A 17036-nucleotide genomic window follows, 5' to 3' on the forward strand; every position below is an offset into this window, starting at 1 on the left:
CCAGCTTGGGCCGCACCGGCCGGCAACGGCCGATGGACACCGCCGAAATCGACCTTCTCCGCGGCCACCGACACGCGGTCTACCCGGTTAATAAGAGGCTTTCCCGCCGTCGGCCCATCCAGCTTGCGCATCGTAAGGCTCCAACACCAGCAAATTGCGATCTGCACCGCCGTTACTTAGACGTTTGACGATCGTGCCAACCGACATTGTGACATTGTGCCAGATTTTTTTTTGTGCGGTCAGCACTCACGGAAGCGGTCGAGAAAATCGGCTGCTCCTTGATCTCCCACGACCGATCAGTAACACAGCGTCAAGGGTCAGCCATGCATACCGAAATAGGCCGGCCGACCCTGATGACAACTGATCTGCAGCCAATCACGTCCATTCCCCGCGTGACCGCATTGTCGTTGCTGCCCACGATCTGTTTCCAAAGCACAACATCCGTGGAGATTCGCTACACTCCTCCTTTGTGGGTGTGTTCGGCTATCCCCGGCTCGAGCAGCCGAAGGATTTCAGGTAGACGTTCGTTCATTTCTGGCGCGATCTTCTCGTTCATCAGAAGCATCACGAGCCCATGCACCAAAGACCAAGCGGCAATCGGACCCGGATCGTCAACCGCACTCGAACCTTTCCGACCCGCTTTCGTGGCAAGAAGCTCAAAAGCTTGGCGACTGGCGTGAGACAGGTGCGCGTCCCGGCTGTCGATGTGCTCGCCGGATCCGAACATCAGCGTGTAAAGCCCAGGGTTCGCTTTTGCGAATTCGATGTAGGCAACGCCAAGATCGCCGATGCTGCGCGCGGGATCGGATGCAAGTGGCGCGATCAGATCTCGCAGCCTCGAAAATCCCACCGTGGCAATGGCCGACATCAGTTCGCGCTTCCCGGCGAAGTGCGCGTAAGGGGCAGCCTGGCTAACACCGGCCTGGCGCGTCACGGCGCGTAAACTTACGCCTGCTGGGCCTTCGCGCTCGAGCAGCGCTAATCCTGCCTCGATCAGCGCGGTTCGTAGATCACCGTGGTGATATCCGCGTGCTTGTGTTTTCGAGTTCATTCGTCTGACCGCAATCTTGACACTGTTAAGAACGCCGTTATCTTAACGTCGTTAAGATCAACGTGCCCACACGAAAGTCAAGGTCAGGGCTACCATGTCCGACCGCGGCCTTTTGTCAGACGGGCGGGGAGTCCCAGATGTTCACGGATCTTGTTCTCGCTAGTGCCCACCACCTCCTGGTCTTCTTGCTGGCGGCGATAATCGCGATCGAAGCGGTGATTGTGCGGCCGGATATGTCTGGCGGAGGCGCGAAACTGCTCTCCCGTATCGATGCGTATTACGGCGCGACCGCCATCCTTGTGCTCCTCATCGGGATCGCTCGCGTCCTCTTCGGCCTCAAGGGATGGGAAGCCTATGTTTACAATTGGGCGTTCTGGCTGAAGATGCTGGCCTTTGTGGTGGTCGGGCTCCTCTCCATCAGGCCTACACTGCAAATCCGCACGTGGCGAAAGAATGCGGACGGAGACGCGTTCAGCCTGCTGCCCGACGACGTTGCCAAGGTGCGCGGCTACATTCTGGCGCAGATTGGCGTTTTCACGCTTATTCCGGTCCTCGCTGCCACGATGGCTCGCTACGGCTACTGAGAGGTTCATTTGGAAAATAGATTTGCGGAATAGGAAGCGTCATGTCTGTTGCGAGATCTCGCGAACCACGCGTCGAAGCCACTGGTGGCCGGGATCTGCGTCATGACGAGTGTGCCAAGCCTGAACAACCCGAAACGGCGGAATATCGATGGGGGGCGGGAAGAAGCGAAGCGGCAGCCTACTGACGACTGGCCCGAAAAGGCGGCGCGGTTCAGTTGCCACGAGGTCGGACGAGCCGACCAGAAACGGAGCCATCAGGAAGTGCCCAACGGTGACGGCGACTTTTCTCTTTAAGCCGCGCTCCGCCAGCACGGCATCGACATAACCATGCGGATTGCCTCTCGTCGATACCTGAAGATGCCGCAGTGACAGGTAGCGGTCGAGATCGAGGGGATCTGCAAGGGCGGGATGATCGCCGCGGCCGGCACAGACAAAATCCTCCTCGTAAAGCAGTTCCTCACATATGTGCGAAGGCGGCCCGGGAAAATTGCCGGCGATGAGTTCGACTGATCCTTCTTCCAGCATCTGCAGGCCGACACCGTGGCTGGTGTTGCGGATCACGAGCGATATGTTCGGCGCTTCGCGTTCTGTGCGTGCCATGAGCCGAGGCAAGAGCACGTAGGCCGCATAGTCGGATAGGCCAAGCACGAACTGTCGTCTGCTCTCTTCCGGCGCGAAAGTCCGGCTGCCGCGCAACACACCTTCGACCTGCTCGAGGATCGACCGGATAGCCGGAGCGGCGTCCAGTGCAGCCGGCGTCGGCACCATTCCACGCGGAGAGCGAACGAACAGCGGATCTCCGAACAGGGTGCGCAAGCGATTGAGCGCGTGACTGACCGCTGGCTGAGTGAGTCCGATTCGCTCAGCGGCGCGCGTGGCATGCCCTTCCGCCACCAGTGCGTCGAACACCACCAAGAGGTTGAGGTCGATCCTAGCAATATTAACAGCCTTCATGGCGATGATGCTAATTATTCATTGGATTCATTACAAGTCCTCCGCAATCATTGGTCCCATCCTTTGTCACCCCTGACCAAGCAAACTAGGGATCCTCAAAACGATGGTTAAAGCGTGGAAAGGTGCCGGGCCTGACAGTGGCGGCACAACAGATCGGGATAGACGAACAATGCTCAAAACATCCGTAGGACTGGTGACCGCGGCCGCTCTTGGCAACTCTGCGGCTGCCCAACCGACCGGCGCACCAGGCGGCGATCGCCGCGCAAGAGGCCTTGAAGCGCTCGGGGCCGTCGGTGGGGCAGACTTCAGTCGGACCCTGGATCCGCTTTCGCCGGATCTTTCCCGGCTCCTCATCGAAGACGCCTATGGGGACGTTATGGCGCGCCCCGGCCTGTCCCAGAAAAACCGCGAACTCATCAATGTCGCCGTGATCACCGTACTCGGCACAGCGCGCCCCGCCCTTCGCTTTCACATCGCCGGGATGCTGGAAACCGGCTGGAGTCCACGCGAGATAGTCGAGACCCTGCTCCATAGCGTCGTTTACGGCGGCTTTCCTTTCGCCCAGGACGCCATGCTCGTCGCGCGCGAAGTGTTTGCCGAGCGCGGCGTGACGGTTGGAACTGACAGCGGGCGGCCGGACGGCGATGACTGGGCGCTCGGCGTTCAACAGTTGCTCAAGACTGGCGGCGATGACGCCGGCACCTTTGCCCGCCGTGTGATCGACGGAAGTGGCCCCTCGCCCGATCTTGATCGGCTGACGGTAGAGTTTGCGCACGGCGAAATCTGGAATCGGCCGGGGCTCGCGCTCAAGGATCGCGAATTGGCGACACTCGCCATGGTGATAGCTATCGGCAACCCTGACAGTTCGGTTCGCTTCCACGTCGAGGCATGTCTGCGCACAGGCTGGACGCGCGCCGAGATCACCGAGTTGCTGATTCAGATGCCGGTCTACATCGGTTGGCCGCAGGCACTGACGGCGGTGGAGCCCTCGCTGGCTGCATTTGCAGAAGCGGAAAGGCCGGGCGGCCTGGCCGCACCGTCAAGTTCCGGCGAGGCAATTGCCACACAGCGGGCACAGACAGAGACAGACGACGTTCGGTTCAATCGGGGTGTCACAGCGATGGGCGAGATCAGCCAGGCTTCGGGCGAGGCAGTGGTCAACGCGTTCCATGACATCGCCCCTGATCTCGGCCGCTATATCCTTGAGTTCTCCTACGGAGACGTATTCTCCCGGTCTGGGCTCGATCTCAAATCGCGCGAACTGGCTACAGTCGCCGCACTTACGGCGCGTGGCACAAAAGCGGATGAAACACCGCTCAAGGTTCACGTCGCAGGCGCGTTGAATACCGGGGCAACAAAGCAAGAAGTGACCGAGGCCATCCTCCACATGCTGCCCTATGCTGGCTTCAGCCGCGTTCAGTCAGCGATGGCGGCGGCGAGCGAGGTCTTTTCAGAGCAGTAGAAAACAAGCCGGTGGGGTGTCACACAGCCGTTACACTTTACGCCGAAACTTGACGTGTTGCTCTACGGCACAGGCCATCCTCGACGGATTGGCGTGGGTTCGCTTCAAAGCATTTGGCGCCGCAGTCGGTCCGGCAGAGGCGCCCGAACCCGTAGTGCCGGACATCCTTCGCGTCGCGGATCTTCCGATTGACGATAACGGTCCGAGGCAGTTCCTCGACTTTGCAGTAGCCGGGGCGCGACCGCAGACTAGCCCAGTTCTCAGGACGAGGAGCGGATGATCCTGGCTTCCGGCCCGATTTGCATTCGAAGTACGGGCGAGCTTCAACCGAGGAAGTAGACATGTGTAAGTTTGTTATTCTCTCGCTGACGGCGGTGGCAATCAGCGTCGGCAGCGTAGGCTGCGTATCAGAGAACCCTGACACTGCATCGATAACGCCCAATGCGGGGGCCAGGAGCGGAACGTTCGACCCCAGGGCAAGCGGTGTAAACCATCCCCCGCCAAGAAACGGCTCCTATTAACGGCTCCTATTATAAGGGCATCTTATAAGGGCATCTTTCGTGAATGAGCTAACGCTTTGAGATCACCCAATTCCGGACGGAAAACGCTACGCAGCCGCCGCGGGGCGGGAGATCAAGGCGTTGATAGACCAAGCGACGAACGATGTTTCGGCCGGCGTCGCCCTGGTAGACAAGACCGGGGAGGCGCTTCCGGGATCGAGCGGCACGTGCAGCTGATCAGCCGGCAAGCTGCGCGATCAACTCGCGACCTTCCAGACGGGCATGGCTGGGCAGCGGGGCACTGGCCGCCGATGCCGCCTGATCCCCGCGCCCAACCCTGCAATCATGGCGACATCCTTGCTTCGTCGTGAGTCGCAAACTTTATGAGGCTCAAAGCTTGCTGAGCGCGGCGTCGATACGTTCACGCGCCTTGTTCGGGAACTTTGCCGCCTTGACTTGCTCGACATTGGCTGGCGTGTCACCGACTACAACGACGGCAACCATGCCCATGCTAAAGTGAGGCGTGCACTTGACCACATAGATGCCTTGCTGGGACAGGGTGACTTTAAGTTTTTCGTTTATCTTCCCTTTGAACGGTTCGGCACCCTGCGGGATCATGTCCTTGACCGTTTCAACATTGTGGCCCTTGTCGACAGGCACAAAAGTCACGGTATCTCCGGGGTTGGCCTTGACCACCGATGGTTCGAAGACCATCACGCCGTCCGTGCCTTTGTTGAGCATCTTGATCTCATGGTCTGCGGCAAAAGCGGGAACGCTTAGGACACCGAGGAACGCTGCACCGACGAGAAACTTGGTCATGGAACGCATTGCAATTCTCCTTGCTGGAAGACACCCCGCATGGGCGCCTTGCAAGGACGATGACTAAGCCGTGTGGTCCGTTCGTTCTTTGACTTAACGCAAATTTGGCTCCCGTCAGAACGATGCAACCTTTGGCTGCCGTCTACTGATATTTCAAATTGCTACAGGGTCCTTTGCGCGCCTGATAAGACGCGCGGCGCTGTAGTGTCAGGGCCGCACGCGTTTGCGAAGAATGGTCATTTCTTCGCTCGCGACCCGACCCTGGCCGTCCAGGACAGCACGCCACACCCGGTTTCCAAGCTTTACGCTGAGGCGGCACGTGCCGGCATCCTCGGCCTCGCCGCGCTCGACCAAGCTCATCACCGAGCCTCGTCTCATGTGCTTGCGGAACTCATCGCTCGATAGTCCGAACCGACCTGCGATCTCGCTGGATTCCAATATGTAGTCTCCGGTTTGATTGCGTTCGATGTGCATTGGCTTTCTACCGCGATTCAGTCGTTGCTATAAATTCGTTCGCTGCGCCGTCGATTTCGACCGGAGTGGCAAATTGTGCGTGCATCGAATGGCGCGATCCGCGGTCGCCGATTGCTGCGCTGAATACCGGCCGCGGAACAGGACCCACCAGGGCTGGTATGTAGACGACCAGGACGAGCGTCCAAGCCGCCATCCAGCAGATCGCAGCCGCAACCACGGCGTCGAAATGCGCTTCGACCGGTAGCCCGGGAGGAACGCGCAACAGCGCAGAAAGGGACACGAGGCCGAATGCACACGCCATAGCCCCATTGGCGACCAGAGCCTCGCCATCTCGTCTCATGGCCGAGCGCGTCATCACGGCGGCCATCATCGTTCCCATGGCACCCATGGTCAGCGCATGCAGGGCGGCGGCAGGCGCAATCTGGTCGGGAAAGACAATCGCAAGACCGGTCAAAACGAGACCCGCCGGTGTCCAGGCAAAAGCAAGATGCAGCATGAACAAGGCAGGATAACGATGGGTGCTAACGCTTTGCCATCCCTTCATTTGCAGCCCCAGCAGACCGCCCGAAAACATCAGCAGCCTGTTCTCAGTTGGAACCATGCAGTCGTAATGGAACGCGGCAGGCGTGGTCTCGTGCATCGCCTGGCCCGCGATAAATGAAGACATCCCGCGTCGGCGGTTGCTTTGATGCTTAAGCTCGCTCGCAACGGCCGAAGTTCGAGCGACCGGCTGCTAGATGGACAGAGTCGCCACAACGGCAATGATCGCCGCGGTTATCAGGACCAATCCACTGATCCTCAGCATCCTCGTTCGGCGTGTCCGTTCGCCGCTCCAATCGTAGCTCATCATGTGCTCCGAGGCTCCTTGGGGTCGAGCCACGGACAATGAGCAAATTTGGTTAACAAATGGGAAACCTACTCTCGGGTGGATCAGGCGTCCGCCGCAGGTGCAATCTGCGCCCTGCCGTTGCCAAACAGCCGACCCTTCTCGGCGACCAGGAAGCAGCTGAGCACGCAGGTACCGAAGATGCAGAGGCTCGTGATCACCGGCGTCAATGTTCCGTCGAAGGCTTGCGCCACCGCCCAGCCGAGGATCGCTCCGCCAACTGTCTGGATGGCGCCGAAGATGGCGGACGCCATGCCGCGACCTCTCCGAGCGGTTCCATCGCGAGCGCGCCGGTGACTTCGTGCGCGCTCTGTCCAAGCATTGACACCTTGTGTGCGACGCACATGCCGCCGACGCCACGCATCGCGTGTTTCGGCAAGGAGCAAAAATGGGGCCGTCTGCGGCGGAATCAGACGGCCCCAGGCACGCGGATCAGGCTTGTTTGTCGTGCCACAGCGGAGGGAGGACCGAGGCACCATCGCCTGCTGGGAGCGGCGGCAAGTGATAATGTGATAAAGATACTATCTCTCTAGGCCCGTCGTCAGTGTACACAAGTATAGTGCCTCAATGGGGGCCACTCTCAGCGTCGAAATACGTCGGCTCGCGCTCAACTGCTCAGGAACGCTGTCCGTTCGGCATGGGGCGAACTGGTCCCGCAGAGAAAATCCATGGATGCTGGAGCGCCTATTCAGCGTCGCCGGTTTTTCCGACGAATGAAGGTCACCGACTGCGCCGTTAGCCCGGCGTTGGTACCGTCTGACAATCCCCTTTCGAATCCGACCGGCGAAGGCGTCGCCATCTCGCGGGGGTCGTGCCTTCGAACTTCCTGAACATACGCGTGAGATGTGCTTGATCCGCCAAGCCACAGTTGCCGGCTATCTCGGTGAGCTTCTGACCAGTGTTCAGCATCAGATTGCGGGCGTGGTGCATTCTCTGTTCCATGATGAAGGCGTAGGGCGATTTTCCGAGTCGCACCGAGAACGCGCGGGTGAAGTGGCTGGGGCTAAGCCTAGCCAGCCCAGCCAGTTCACGAACCCTGAGCGGACCATCCATGTTGCGCAATACATAAGCCACGACGCGCTCGAACTGGCGGTCGCTGAGCGCGCTGTCGCCTTGACCGGGATAGATGCAGATACCAGCGACCGGGTGGCTGGTGTCGGCTCCGGCCAGAACATCTCTGTTGTCACGCAAGGGTTCGGATTCGAGCTCGATTGACGACGATACGCGGGCACGGCCGGGCACGATTGCGACAGGTTTGTGCCCAAGCGGCCGATCCATCGATGTTTCATTCACGTTTTTGGGCTGGATAAGGCGGTCCATGGTGCTCCATTCGCGGCGGCACCATAAGCCATATGGCACCGAGCAAACACGATTAGACCTCAATATCCTGGCGCCGTTCCACCGTATGGTAGTATCTGTCGACCTATACGGCGGTATAGGTCACCTTTGCTTCACAGATCCGAGTGGTCGTCACAGCGAGAGTTTTGGGGGCCGCCCAGCCTAGCGTCTACAGTTCGATCCGCGGATCGGTCAGCGATTGGGCGATTTCGACCGCAATACTGACGAGAATGTAGATCGTCCCGAAAACCATCGAGACTCCGAGTATCGCCGGCAGATCGGCAGTTGCAAAGGATTGGGTCATATAGAGTCCGAGGCCGGGCCAACCAAACACGGATTCAACCACCAGCAGGTTACCGAATAGCAGCCTTATCTGCAGTCCCGTCATCGCTAGCGGGGCGGAAGCTGCGTTCCTGAGACCATGACGCAACACAACGGCTGCCTCGCTCAGGCCCTTGCCTCGCGCCGTTCGAATATAGGGTTGTCGCATCGCATCGTGCAGGGCGCCTGCGAGGCTGCGAACGACCGCGACCGCAAACGGCAGCGCCAAGGCCGTCGCAGGAAGGATCAGATGTGCCATTGCGTCGACGCTGACATCCGGCCGGCCGGCAAGAAGACCATCCAGGACATGGAAACCCGTCGTTCCATCGAAGTCGCGAAATTGAAGCCGACCGCTTCCTGGCAACCAAGCCAGACGGAACCAGAAGACATAGGCCAACAACACAGCCAATAAGATGATCGGTGTCGATCCCAGAGCAATAAACACATGGCGCAGGACCCGTGACCGCGCGCCGCCCAATAGAAGCAGTGTCAGGCTAAACGCCAGTCCCATCGCCAGGATGGTAGACACCAAAATGAGCTCCAGCGTAGCGGGCAGGTATCTCAGAAGGTCGTCACCCACCGGCTGGCGCGTGCGAACCGATTTCCCGAGGTCTCCCGCGCTCACACGCATCAGAAAATGGCCGTATTGCACCGCAATCGGATCGTTCAGGCCCAATTCCTCGCGCACGGTTTCGATCGTCGACGACGGCGCGTAGGGGCCTGCTATGGCGCGTGCCGGGTCAGAGGGGATGACGCTTTGCAGCAAAAAGACGATGAAGCTCATGACCATGAGAACAATGGCCAGACCACACGCCCGTTTCGCGAGATAAAACGCCATGCTCACGTGCCCTTCAGCACCGCGCGAAGTCCATCGCCGGCGAGATTTGAGAAGAAGCACAGGAAGAAGAGAGGGACCGCAGGCAGCATCGGGATCCACCAGAAAACCGTCAAACTGTCGAGTGAGCGCGCTGTCATGGCTCCGAGTTCGGCCGATGGTGCGGGCTGGCCGAGACCGAGAAACGACATCACCGATAGCGCCATGACCATATTGGAGACATCGAGTGTCGCCGCGATGGTCAAAGAAGGGACCGCTCCTGGAAGCAAGTAACGCAGCATCAGGCGAGGGCCGGGCACACCGGCGGCCCGTGCCGCCTCCAAATGCGGCCGCGCATAAAGCCGCCGAATTTCGTCCCGTGAGACACGGGCGTACCAAGGCCACCAGAAGATGGCGAGCGCGATGATGCTGTTGAGGAGGCTCGGCCCCAAGACAGTGACCACCGTAAGCGCAATCATGGTGCTGGGCAGCACCAGGAACAGGTCGACGATACGCTGAACGAGGAAATCCACCTTGCCGCCAATGGCGCCGGAAATAACCCCGATGAGCGAACCGAGCACGAGGCTGAAAATGATCACCGCAAGGCTCGCCAGCCAGGTGGATTGCACGCCGACGAGCACGCGCGCGAACAGATCGCGACCGACCTCGTCCGTGCCGAACCAATGTGTTCCTGAAGGAGGAAGATAAGCCTCTGCGATGCGCACATACGGATCATGGGGCGTCAGCCAGGTCGCCAACAAGGCCACGATCGTAATCAGCAAGACTCCGACGATGCCAACCCAACCCGACCAGCCAACCATACGTAGACCGTCGTAAAGGCGCGCTGGCGAGTTTGTCTGTCCATTCATGCCATGGATCATCGAGCGAGCATCGCGTCGAGGCTTGGACAGGCCTCAATCAGTGCGCGTGTGACAGCGCTACGGGAAGGGGACTGCAACATGTCGGCTTCAAATTCCTCCACGACCGCCCCCTTGTTTAACACAACGATACGGTCGGCAATGATCCTTGCCGCGGCAAGATCATGGGTTACAAACAGCATCGCGAGCCCAAGACGCCGGCGAAGATCATTGAGAAGATTGAGAGTTGCCGCCGCCAACGGGACGTCCATAGCGCTGATCGGCTCGTCGCATAGAAGCAGCTTGGGTGGCACGACGACGGCTCGGGCCACGACGGCGCGTTGGCACTGACCGACGGAGAGCTCCGACGGCAGGACATGCATCAGCGATGGATCGAGCCCTACACTCTGCAAGGCTTCACCGACCCTCCGCCGACGCTCGGCTGCAGAGGTGACGTGTGGACGCAGACGTTCACCAATCTGGTCGCCGATGGACAGCCACGGTGTCAGGGCCGACACGGGGTCCTGAAAGATTACCTGCGGCCGAGGGTCGAGGCATGAGACGCGCCCACTGTCGGCAGCCATCAGTCCCGCGGCGATCGTCAACAGGGTCGATTTTCCGGAGCCGCTTTCACCAACAACAGCGACTGATTGGCCAAGCGAGATCGATAGATTCACTCCGCTGAGCGCGCGTATCAGGCGCGGCCTTTCCCAGACCCGTTGCCTGTCTGCAGGAAAGTGCTTGTGAACGTCCACAAGCTCGAGCGCCACCGGCCCGTCCGTGGCCTCTTCGCCCGCCCATGCCTCGCGCGATGCCGCGACAGGAAGGATAGGCAGCGGCGTCTCGTCCGATCGATGGCATGCAACCAGGCCAGAATGTGCTCGAGCGTGGCGCTCTCGGGGTCGGATGCTGGTACAGTCGGTCCGGGCAATCTGGCAGTGCAAGACATAGCCGCAGCCATGATCGCTCGTTTCGTTGCGACTGAATGCCGCCCGCTGGGTCGGCAACGGACGTGAACGATCGGTATTGAGATCGTAGCGGGCGGCGAAGAGACTGGCCGAGTAAGGATGCTGCGGACTTCTCGCGACCTGGCGCAGCGTGCCAATCTCTGCCATTCGCCCGCCGAAAAGCACCATTACGCGGTCTGCCACTGCCGCCGCGACATTAAGGTCGTGGGTGATGTAGATGATCGCGATCTGCTCTTCTCGGGCGAGATTGCAAATGATTTGCAGCAAGTGAGCTTGTGTCGTGACATCGAGAGCTGTTGTCGGCTCGTCGGCTATCAGGAGTTTCGGCCGTGCCATCATCGCCATTGCGATCAGCACCCGTTGGCGCTCGCCGCCCGACAGACGATGAGGGTAAGCGCCAGCGATGCGACTCTCGTCGCTCAAGCCGGTGCGGCGCAGGCTATCAAGGATCAGCGCCTCGTCCCCATCTGCCGATTCGTGCAACTGACGGCGGATCGTCATTGTGGGATTGAGTGCACCCATCGGGTCCTGTGGGACGGCACGCACGAGCGAACGTCGCGCTGAGCGCAACAGCTGCGGTGGTGAGTCGACTATCTCCATGCCCGCGAGCTGGATCGAACCGCTCACTTCCGGCGCGCTATCGTTCGGCAGGAGCCCCTGGATCGCGGCGCCGAGCGTCGACTTTCCCGCGCCGCTTTCACCGACAACAGCCAGTATTTCACCCGGAGTTACCGCGAAGCTGATCTCGTCGAGCACACGGTGCCGCTCTCCGTTCCTGGCAAGAACGACCCCGAGCTTGGTAACGGTGAGGGCTGGATCAACCATCTCGATGCCCGGCGTATAGAAACTCAACGAAGCACGCCTCCCGAAGCGCAATGGCGTTCCAGCCCAGCTGCGAATTGCTAAGGTTCAAACCGCCGATCATGTCCCGAGCCTCTCGCGTTGATTGCCTTCGACCATTCAAACGTTACTTCAGCGTGCCCACCGCACGGTGGCAAAATCGATGTTGCCGGGTGGAAAGGCGGGGCGCTGCCCGAGATCAGTCAACCCTTTGGCGTGAACCACGACATCTTTTACATCGACCAGAGGAATGAGATGACCGGATTCGACATAAAGACGTCCGGCCTTTTCGTAGAGGGCGTTGCGCTCGGCAACATCCGTCTTTGTGCCAGCGACATCGACAATGGCGTCAGCTTCAGGCAGGCTCCTGCCATAAAAATTGAGCGGTGCATCCTTGGTGAAGAAAGCCCGAGCCTGGTTCTCCGGATGGGCTGCGTCTGGACTGGAAATGGTGAGCAACGCGTCCGGTGCGTTGGGGTCGCCTTTCAACGCAAAGGCGGCTCCCGGCGGCAGGACATGGGCCGTCGCTTTGACGCCGATCAGCGCGAGCTGGACGATCAGGCGGTCGGAGATGCGGGCATAGGTCGCCTTCGCGCTGTGCAAACCTATGACGAGATTGACTTCGCCAAGTCTCGCGATCGCGGCCTTGGCAGCATCGATGTCACTCGGAAACTCGATTCGATCGGCGGGGTCGAGCATCAGGTTCTGATAGGCTGACTTCGACAACTCTGCGTAGGGGCCGAATACGTCCTTGACCCAAAAAGAAGGATTGATCGCGCTCAGGACGGCACGACGAATTTCAGGATTGTCGAGAGGCGAACCGGGCTTAATGAACAGGGCATATTGCGTCATGCTCGGGGCGGCGGTGACCTCAAGCTCTGCCGGCAGGTGGTTCAACTGCGCGAACGGGAAGTTGGTCGGCACGACATCGAGTTCACCCGCTTTCAGTTTGAGGATCTGTTGTCCAATATCCGGCACTACGGGTATCTCGATCTTGTCGAAGTATGGTGACTTGCCCCAGTAGTCCGCATTGCGTTCGAGGACATAACCCTCACCGCGCTTGAATTCCGCGAGCTTGAAGGGTCCGGTACCGACGGCGTGTTCACCGAGCCAGTTCGTAGCCCCATCTGACTTGTCATGTTCGGTAAGCGCCAGAGGACTGATCACCTTCGGCCCCCAGGCGCTCGCCAGCGCGTCCAGGAACGACGGTTGAGGCTGCTTCAGTCGTACGACTACGGTGGCGTCATCGGGAGCGCTGATATCCGCGACATTGCCGAGCATATAGCTGAGCACGAGCCGGCCATCGCGGCGGCGTTCGAGGGAGCCGACCACCGCTTGCGCGGTCAAGGCTGTGCCGTCATGGAATTTGACGCCATCCTCCAGATGAAACGTGTAGCTGAGCCCGTCATTGGAAATTTCCCAACGCTTGGCAAGCAAACCGACGATTTGGGTGGATCCTGGCGCATATTCGACGAGGCCTTCATAGACATTGTTGACTGCGCTTATCCCGTCGACCTCGAAACCATTGTCGGGATCGAAGGTGCCAATGTCGATGGCATATGGAATGCGCAGAATCTCTTCCGCATAGGCCGGCATCGCCAGAGCCAGCAGCGCCATAAGAGGCCCGACCAGGAAAATGCCAAGGCGAAACCTTGCCGCCCGGCCAACAACATCAGAAGGGTTTGCTTGCATTCCGCGTCCCCGTACGCCCTATTCCCATCGGCGATGTCAGCCATCACCGAAATTTGATCATTATCAAAACGCGACCACTGGCTTGACAGGCAGTGCTGTGTCCCAGTCCGCGGCGCAACCTATCCAGCGAGGAATGGCGCCTCAAGCGTAGCGGCCGAAGGCAAGAAAATATTGAAGAATCGGACTGTGACAACGCAGGCCAAGGTATAGGCCGTGCACTGCGTCATCCGCCTGAGGGAAGGCTCGGCGAGGCCTGGTCGTGCTCACGGGCGGTTCTGCAAAGCGTCGATCCGGCGTTATCAGGCCGCGATGGAGACTCGTTCTGCGCCGTGCATGACAAGAATCGTGTTCGAGTCCCCTGCGTTTTCACTATATATTGCAAACAAATTTCCGAGAATCACCATCCGCGTTGTCTTCCGAGCGAGGACCATGGTGCGGCTGCGATAGACCGCATATCGAGCGGGGTCTTGGTTGAAGCTTGAATTGAAGGGCAGGGCATGGACGCATCATTTCCCGGATCGGGAGACAAACCGATCGCGATGCTGGTTGATGATGACGCCAAGGTCCGTGAGGCCATGAGCAACCTTCTCAACTCGGTTGGGATCGAAACGATTTCATTCTCTTCCGCTCGGGAAGTTCTCGAGGCCAAACTTCCGGATCGGCCCAGCTGTTTCGTGCTCGACGTACGCATGCCTGGGTTGAGCGGGCTCGACCTGCAGCGTCACCTTCAGGCCAACGGCATAGAGACACCGATCGTGTTCTTGACGGGTCACGGTGACATCGCGATGAGCGTGGAGGCGATGAAGGCCGGTGCCGTCGACTTCCTGACGAAGCCGGTGCGCGACCAGACTTTCCTCGACGCAGTCTCTAACGCCATCGCGACCGACATCGCGCGACGGGAGGCAACCCTCACGGCGCGCAAGCATGCCACCGACTACGAGACGCTGACGCAGCGCGAACGGCAGGTCTTGCGCCTGGTCATCGGCGGCGCCTTGAACAAGCAGATCGCCTTCGAACTCGGCATCAGCGAAATTACCGTCAAACTTCATCGAAGCAACATGATGAAGAAGATGCACGCAAACTCCATTACACAGCTGTTCACGGCGTGGCAGTCCCTGCCTGAAAGCGTGCGGCGCGGTGACGAGTGACGGGGCATAAAAGCCTTCGCGGCTGGCGCCAAAGCCGTTAACGGATCGAGCACTCAAGGCTTTCTGTCCCAAGGCATAGGTTTTCAGCCCTATCGCCTGGCTGGTAGGGTGAATTGACCTACACGCATTGATCAAGGCCTGAAGGCTCGGAGGGGTTCGATCGAAGCAATGTCATCGACAAAACGGCGGGCTTTGGCGGCGGCCATAAGTGCGGCCGGTGCTTTCTTGGCGTGGTTCTCTTCCGATCCGACTGGCCTGTTGATCGCGGTTGCCGCCGCCTGCATTTGCTTCGGCTGGAAGGCAGGGCTGTTGGCGATCGTGATGGCTGGCTTTGCGGCAGCTGCGATTGAAACGGCTTCCGATACCATTGGCGCCGGCGGATGGCTCCGTGTCGCCGTGTTCGTGGCCAGCGCATTCGGCCTATGGCTTGTGGTGCAGCTGTTTAGGGTCGTCAGCTTCTACGAGCAGGTCTACAGGAACGCCCAGCCGACCATGGAGGATATTCCCGGTCTTGGTTGGTCTTGCTATCCCGATGGGCGGATGCGTTTCGTCAATCCGAAGGCGCTGGAATTTGTCGGGCTGACAGTCGAGGAAATGAAAAAACTCATGGAGGCTGGTGACACCGCTTGGTGGCAGCCATTTGTACACCCCGATGACCTCGAGCGGAGCCTTGCGCTGTGGAAACACAGCCTGAGTTCCGGCGAGCCATTGATCGACGAACAGCGGGTCCGCCGCCACGATGGCACTTACCGATGGTTTCGCGACTCCGCGGTGGCTTCCCGAGACGAGCATGGGCGCATCACCGCCTGGTACGGCACGACCGTCGATATCGATGACCAGCGCAAGGCGGAAGCCGCTTTGCGTGAGAGCGAACAGCAACTGCGCCAGCTCATCGATACTGTGCCGGCACTCATTTGGTGCGCAACTCCTGACGGAAAGCCGTCCTACCTCAATCAACCATTGCTGCGCTGGACCGGCATGTCTCAGAGTGGAGAGACGACTGGAACCGCCAGCCAATTTGCTGCGACGATCATCGAAGCCGTCCATCCGGACGATCAGCCCTCATTTCAGGCAGCTCTCAGCCAGTCATTCAAATCCGGCGATCCCTTCATGCTGAAATACCGGCTGCGACGGGCTGATGGCAACTATCGTTGGATTGACGGCAAGGCTGAGCCTCTCCGCGACACCGATGGCCGCATTCTTCAATGGTATGGCGTATGCCTCGACATTCACGATGAGATGCAGGCCCAGGAAGCCGCTCGTCTCGCCGACGAGAGGCTCGCTCGCGCCTTGCGTGCGGCTAGTCTTTCTGAGATGTCGGTCTCGATCGCGCACGAACTCAATCAACCACTGCAGGCGGTCGTCGCAAACGCCAATGCATTTCAGCGGTGGCTACGGGCAAACCCGCCGAACTTTGAACGAGCGAGCCGCACCGCCGAGTGGATTATTCGAGACGTCGATGCTGCGGCCGACGTCGTTAATCGGATTCGGGCCCTATTTACCCAGGCCGGGAATTCACGACAGCCGATCCAATTGAATACGGTCATCAATGAAACATGCGAGCTGGTCTCCGACAAACTTCAGGCGGGTAAGATCAGGCTGGAAATCGACCTCGATCCCGCTCTGCCAAGCGTTGGGGCGGACCGCGTTCAGATCGAGCAGGTTGTTATCAATCTCGTCAGAAATGCGATTGAAGCCATGCAGGAAACCCCTGTGCATGCCCGCATCCTTCGCATAGCGACACGCCTGCGCAATTCCGAGATGCTGGAAGTGGCAGTTTCCGATCGGGGCCACGGAATCGACGATTCTGACAGGATCTTCGAAGCGTTCTTCACGACAAAGAAAGACGGTATCGGCATGGGCTTGGCGATTTGCCGCTCGGTCATCGAAGCGCATGGCGGCCGCGTTTGGGCCGAGAGTGCCCCTGGGCGTGGGGCTACAGTCACCTTCAGCCTGCCAGTTCAATCGCCGGAGCGGGACCGCGAACCGATCGACGTCGGCACGTTGGTCGCCAGCAAAGTGCAAACAGGCCACGAGCCCGAGCGCCTGCCCGTTTGAGCGACATAAATCATTCGCTTACGTCAACCCGGGATTCTGGGCACGCGTGCATCGGTGATCTGCTGGTCACAAGCATTCGCAAGGGCTTGTGGTTGCGCGGCGGTTGGCAGCGCATCATGCGCCCTGGCATTCGGTGCTATGAGCAGAACCCATGCGCCGACGAAAAACACGGCGACCAGGGACAGAAACGCGACGAGTTCGCGAAACTTCGACGGAACCCGCGTGATAAGAAACAAGTGTCTCATGACACGATTTCCTTTCCACTGAGCG

15 protein-coding genes and 1 pseudogene are annotated in these 17036 nt (G+C 59.6%); 4 read left to right on the forward strand and 12 right to left on the reverse strand.

Annotated features, from left to right (window positions below; all coding sequences use genetic code 11):
* Positions 1–454 precede the first annotated feature (454 nt).
* Positions 455–1051, reverse strand: a complete 597-nt coding sequence (locus PZN02_RS20640; RefSeq protein WP_280662542.1) for a TetR/AcrR family transcriptional regulator — start codon at positions 1049–1051, stop codon at positions 455–457.
* Between the two features lie 137 nt (positions 1052–1188).
* Between PZN02_RS20640 and PZN02_RS20645 the strand changes: the two genes are divergently transcribed.
* Positions 1189–1635 carry a DUF2214 family protein gene (locus PZN02_RS20645; RefSeq protein ID WP_280662543.1) on the forward strand — a complete coding sequence of 149 codons (447 nt, stop codon included), beginning with the start codon at positions 1189–1191 and terminating at the stop codon, positions 1633–1635.
* A gap of 39 nt (positions 1636–1674) precedes the next feature.
* On the opposite strand, the gene PZN02_RS20650 is transcribed toward PZN02_RS20645, so the two are convergent.
* On the reverse strand, positions 1675–2589 hold the full coding sequence (locus PZN02_RS20650) for a LysR family transcriptional regulator (RefSeq protein ID WP_280662544.1): 915 nt from the start codon (positions 2587–2589) through the stop codon (positions 1675–1677).
* A 169-nt stretch (positions 2590–2758) separates the two neighbouring features.
* Between PZN02_RS20650 and PZN02_RS20655 the strand changes: the two genes are divergently transcribed.
* The gene (locus PZN02_RS20655) at positions 2759–4051 is read left to right on the forward strand and encodes a carboxymuconolactone decarboxylase family protein (protein ID WP_280662545.1); all 1293 of its coding nucleotides are present in this window, start codon (positions 2759–2761) and stop codon (positions 4049–4051) included.
* Between the two features lie 890 nt (positions 4052–4941).
* On the opposite strand, the gene PZN02_RS20660 is transcribed toward PZN02_RS20655, so the two are convergent.
* From PZN02_RS20660 to PZN02_RS20700, 9 genes and pseudogenes are all read right to left on the reverse strand, one after another.
* On the reverse strand, positions 4942–5379 hold the full coding sequence (locus tag PZN02_RS20660; RefSeq protein ID WP_280662546.1) for a pseudoazurin: 438 nt from the start codon (positions 5377–5379) through the stop codon (positions 4942–4944).
* Positions 5380–5577: 198 nt separating this feature from the next.
* Complete coding sequence (locus PZN02_RS20665) at positions 5578–5844, reverse strand: DUF6522 family protein (protein WP_280662547.1); 267 nt, start codon at positions 5842–5844, stop codon at positions 5578–5580.
* Positions 5845–5851: 7 nt separating this feature from the next.
* Positions 5852–6511 carry an NnrS family protein gene (locus PZN02_RS20670; RefSeq protein ID WP_280662548.1) on the reverse strand — a complete coding sequence of 220 codons (660 nt, stop codon included), beginning with the start codon at positions 6509–6511 and terminating at the stop codon, positions 5852–5854.
* A gap of 263 nt (positions 6512–6774) precedes the next feature.
* Positions 6775–7019 (reverse strand): annotated as a pseudogene (locus PZN02_RS20675) (hypothetical protein); the annotation flags it as partial.
* Positions 7020–7465: 446 nt separating this feature from the next.
* Positions 7466–8050, reverse strand: a complete 585-nt coding sequence (locus PZN02_RS20680) for a helix-turn-helix domain-containing protein (RefSeq protein WP_280662549.1) — start codon at positions 8048–8050, stop codon at positions 7466–7468.
* Positions 8051–8237: 187 nt separating this feature from the next.
* Positions 8238–9326 (reverse strand): ABC transporter permease, encoded by a 1089-nt coding sequence (locus tag PZN02_RS20685; RefSeq protein WP_280662550.1) that lies wholly within the window; start codon positions 9324–9326, stop codon positions 8238–8240.
* A complete protein-coding gene (locus tag PZN02_RS20690; protein WP_280662551.1) occupies positions 9230–10072 on the reverse strand; it encodes an ABC transporter permease in 843 nt (280 codons plus the stop codon). The genes PZN02_RS20685 and PZN02_RS20690 overlap by 97 nt, the downstream gene beginning before the upstream one ends.
* Before the next feature lie 8 nt (positions 10073–10080).
* Positions 10081–11880: an ATP-binding cassette domain-containing protein gene (locus PZN02_RS20695; protein WP_280662552.1), complete on the reverse strand. Its 1800-nt coding sequence runs from the start codon at positions 11878–11880 to the stop codon at positions 10081–10083.
* Positions 11881–12000: 120 nt separating this feature from the next.
* Entirely contained in the window at positions 12001–13560 is a 1560-nt protein-coding gene (locus tag PZN02_RS20700) for an ABC transporter substrate-binding protein (protein WP_280662553.1), read from the reverse strand.
* 497 nt (positions 13561–14057) lie between these two features.
* On the opposite strand from PZN02_RS20700, the gene PZN02_RS20705 reads away from it, so the two are divergent.
* Both PZN02_RS20705 and PZN02_RS20710 read left to right on the forward strand, forming a co-directional pair.
* A complete protein-coding gene (locus PZN02_RS20705; protein WP_280662554.1) occupies positions 14058–14708 on the forward strand; it encodes a response regulator transcription factor in 651 nt (216 codons plus the stop codon).
* A gap of 258 nt (positions 14709–14966) precedes the next feature.
* The gene (locus tag PZN02_RS20710) at positions 14967–16766 is read left to right on the forward strand and encodes a PAS domain-containing sensor histidine kinase (protein ID WP_280662555.1); all 1800 of its coding nucleotides are present in this window, start codon (positions 14967–14969) and stop codon (positions 16764–16766) included.
* Positions 16767–16789: 23 nt separating this feature from the next.
* Here PZN02_RS20710 and PZN02_RS20715 read toward each other — a convergent pair whose 3' ends face one another.
* A complete protein-coding gene (locus tag PZN02_RS20715; protein ID WP_280662556.1) occupies positions 16790–17011 on the reverse strand; it encodes a hypothetical protein in 222 nt (73 codons plus the stop codon).
* Between the last annotated feature and the right edge of the window lie 25 nt (positions 17012–17036).

Origin of the sequence: Sinorhizobium garamanticum (genome assembly GCF_029892065.1) — a bacterium.
GTDB lineage: Bacteria > Pseudomonadota > Alphaproteobacteria > Rhizobiales > Rhizobiaceae > Sinorhizobium > Sinorhizobium garamanticum.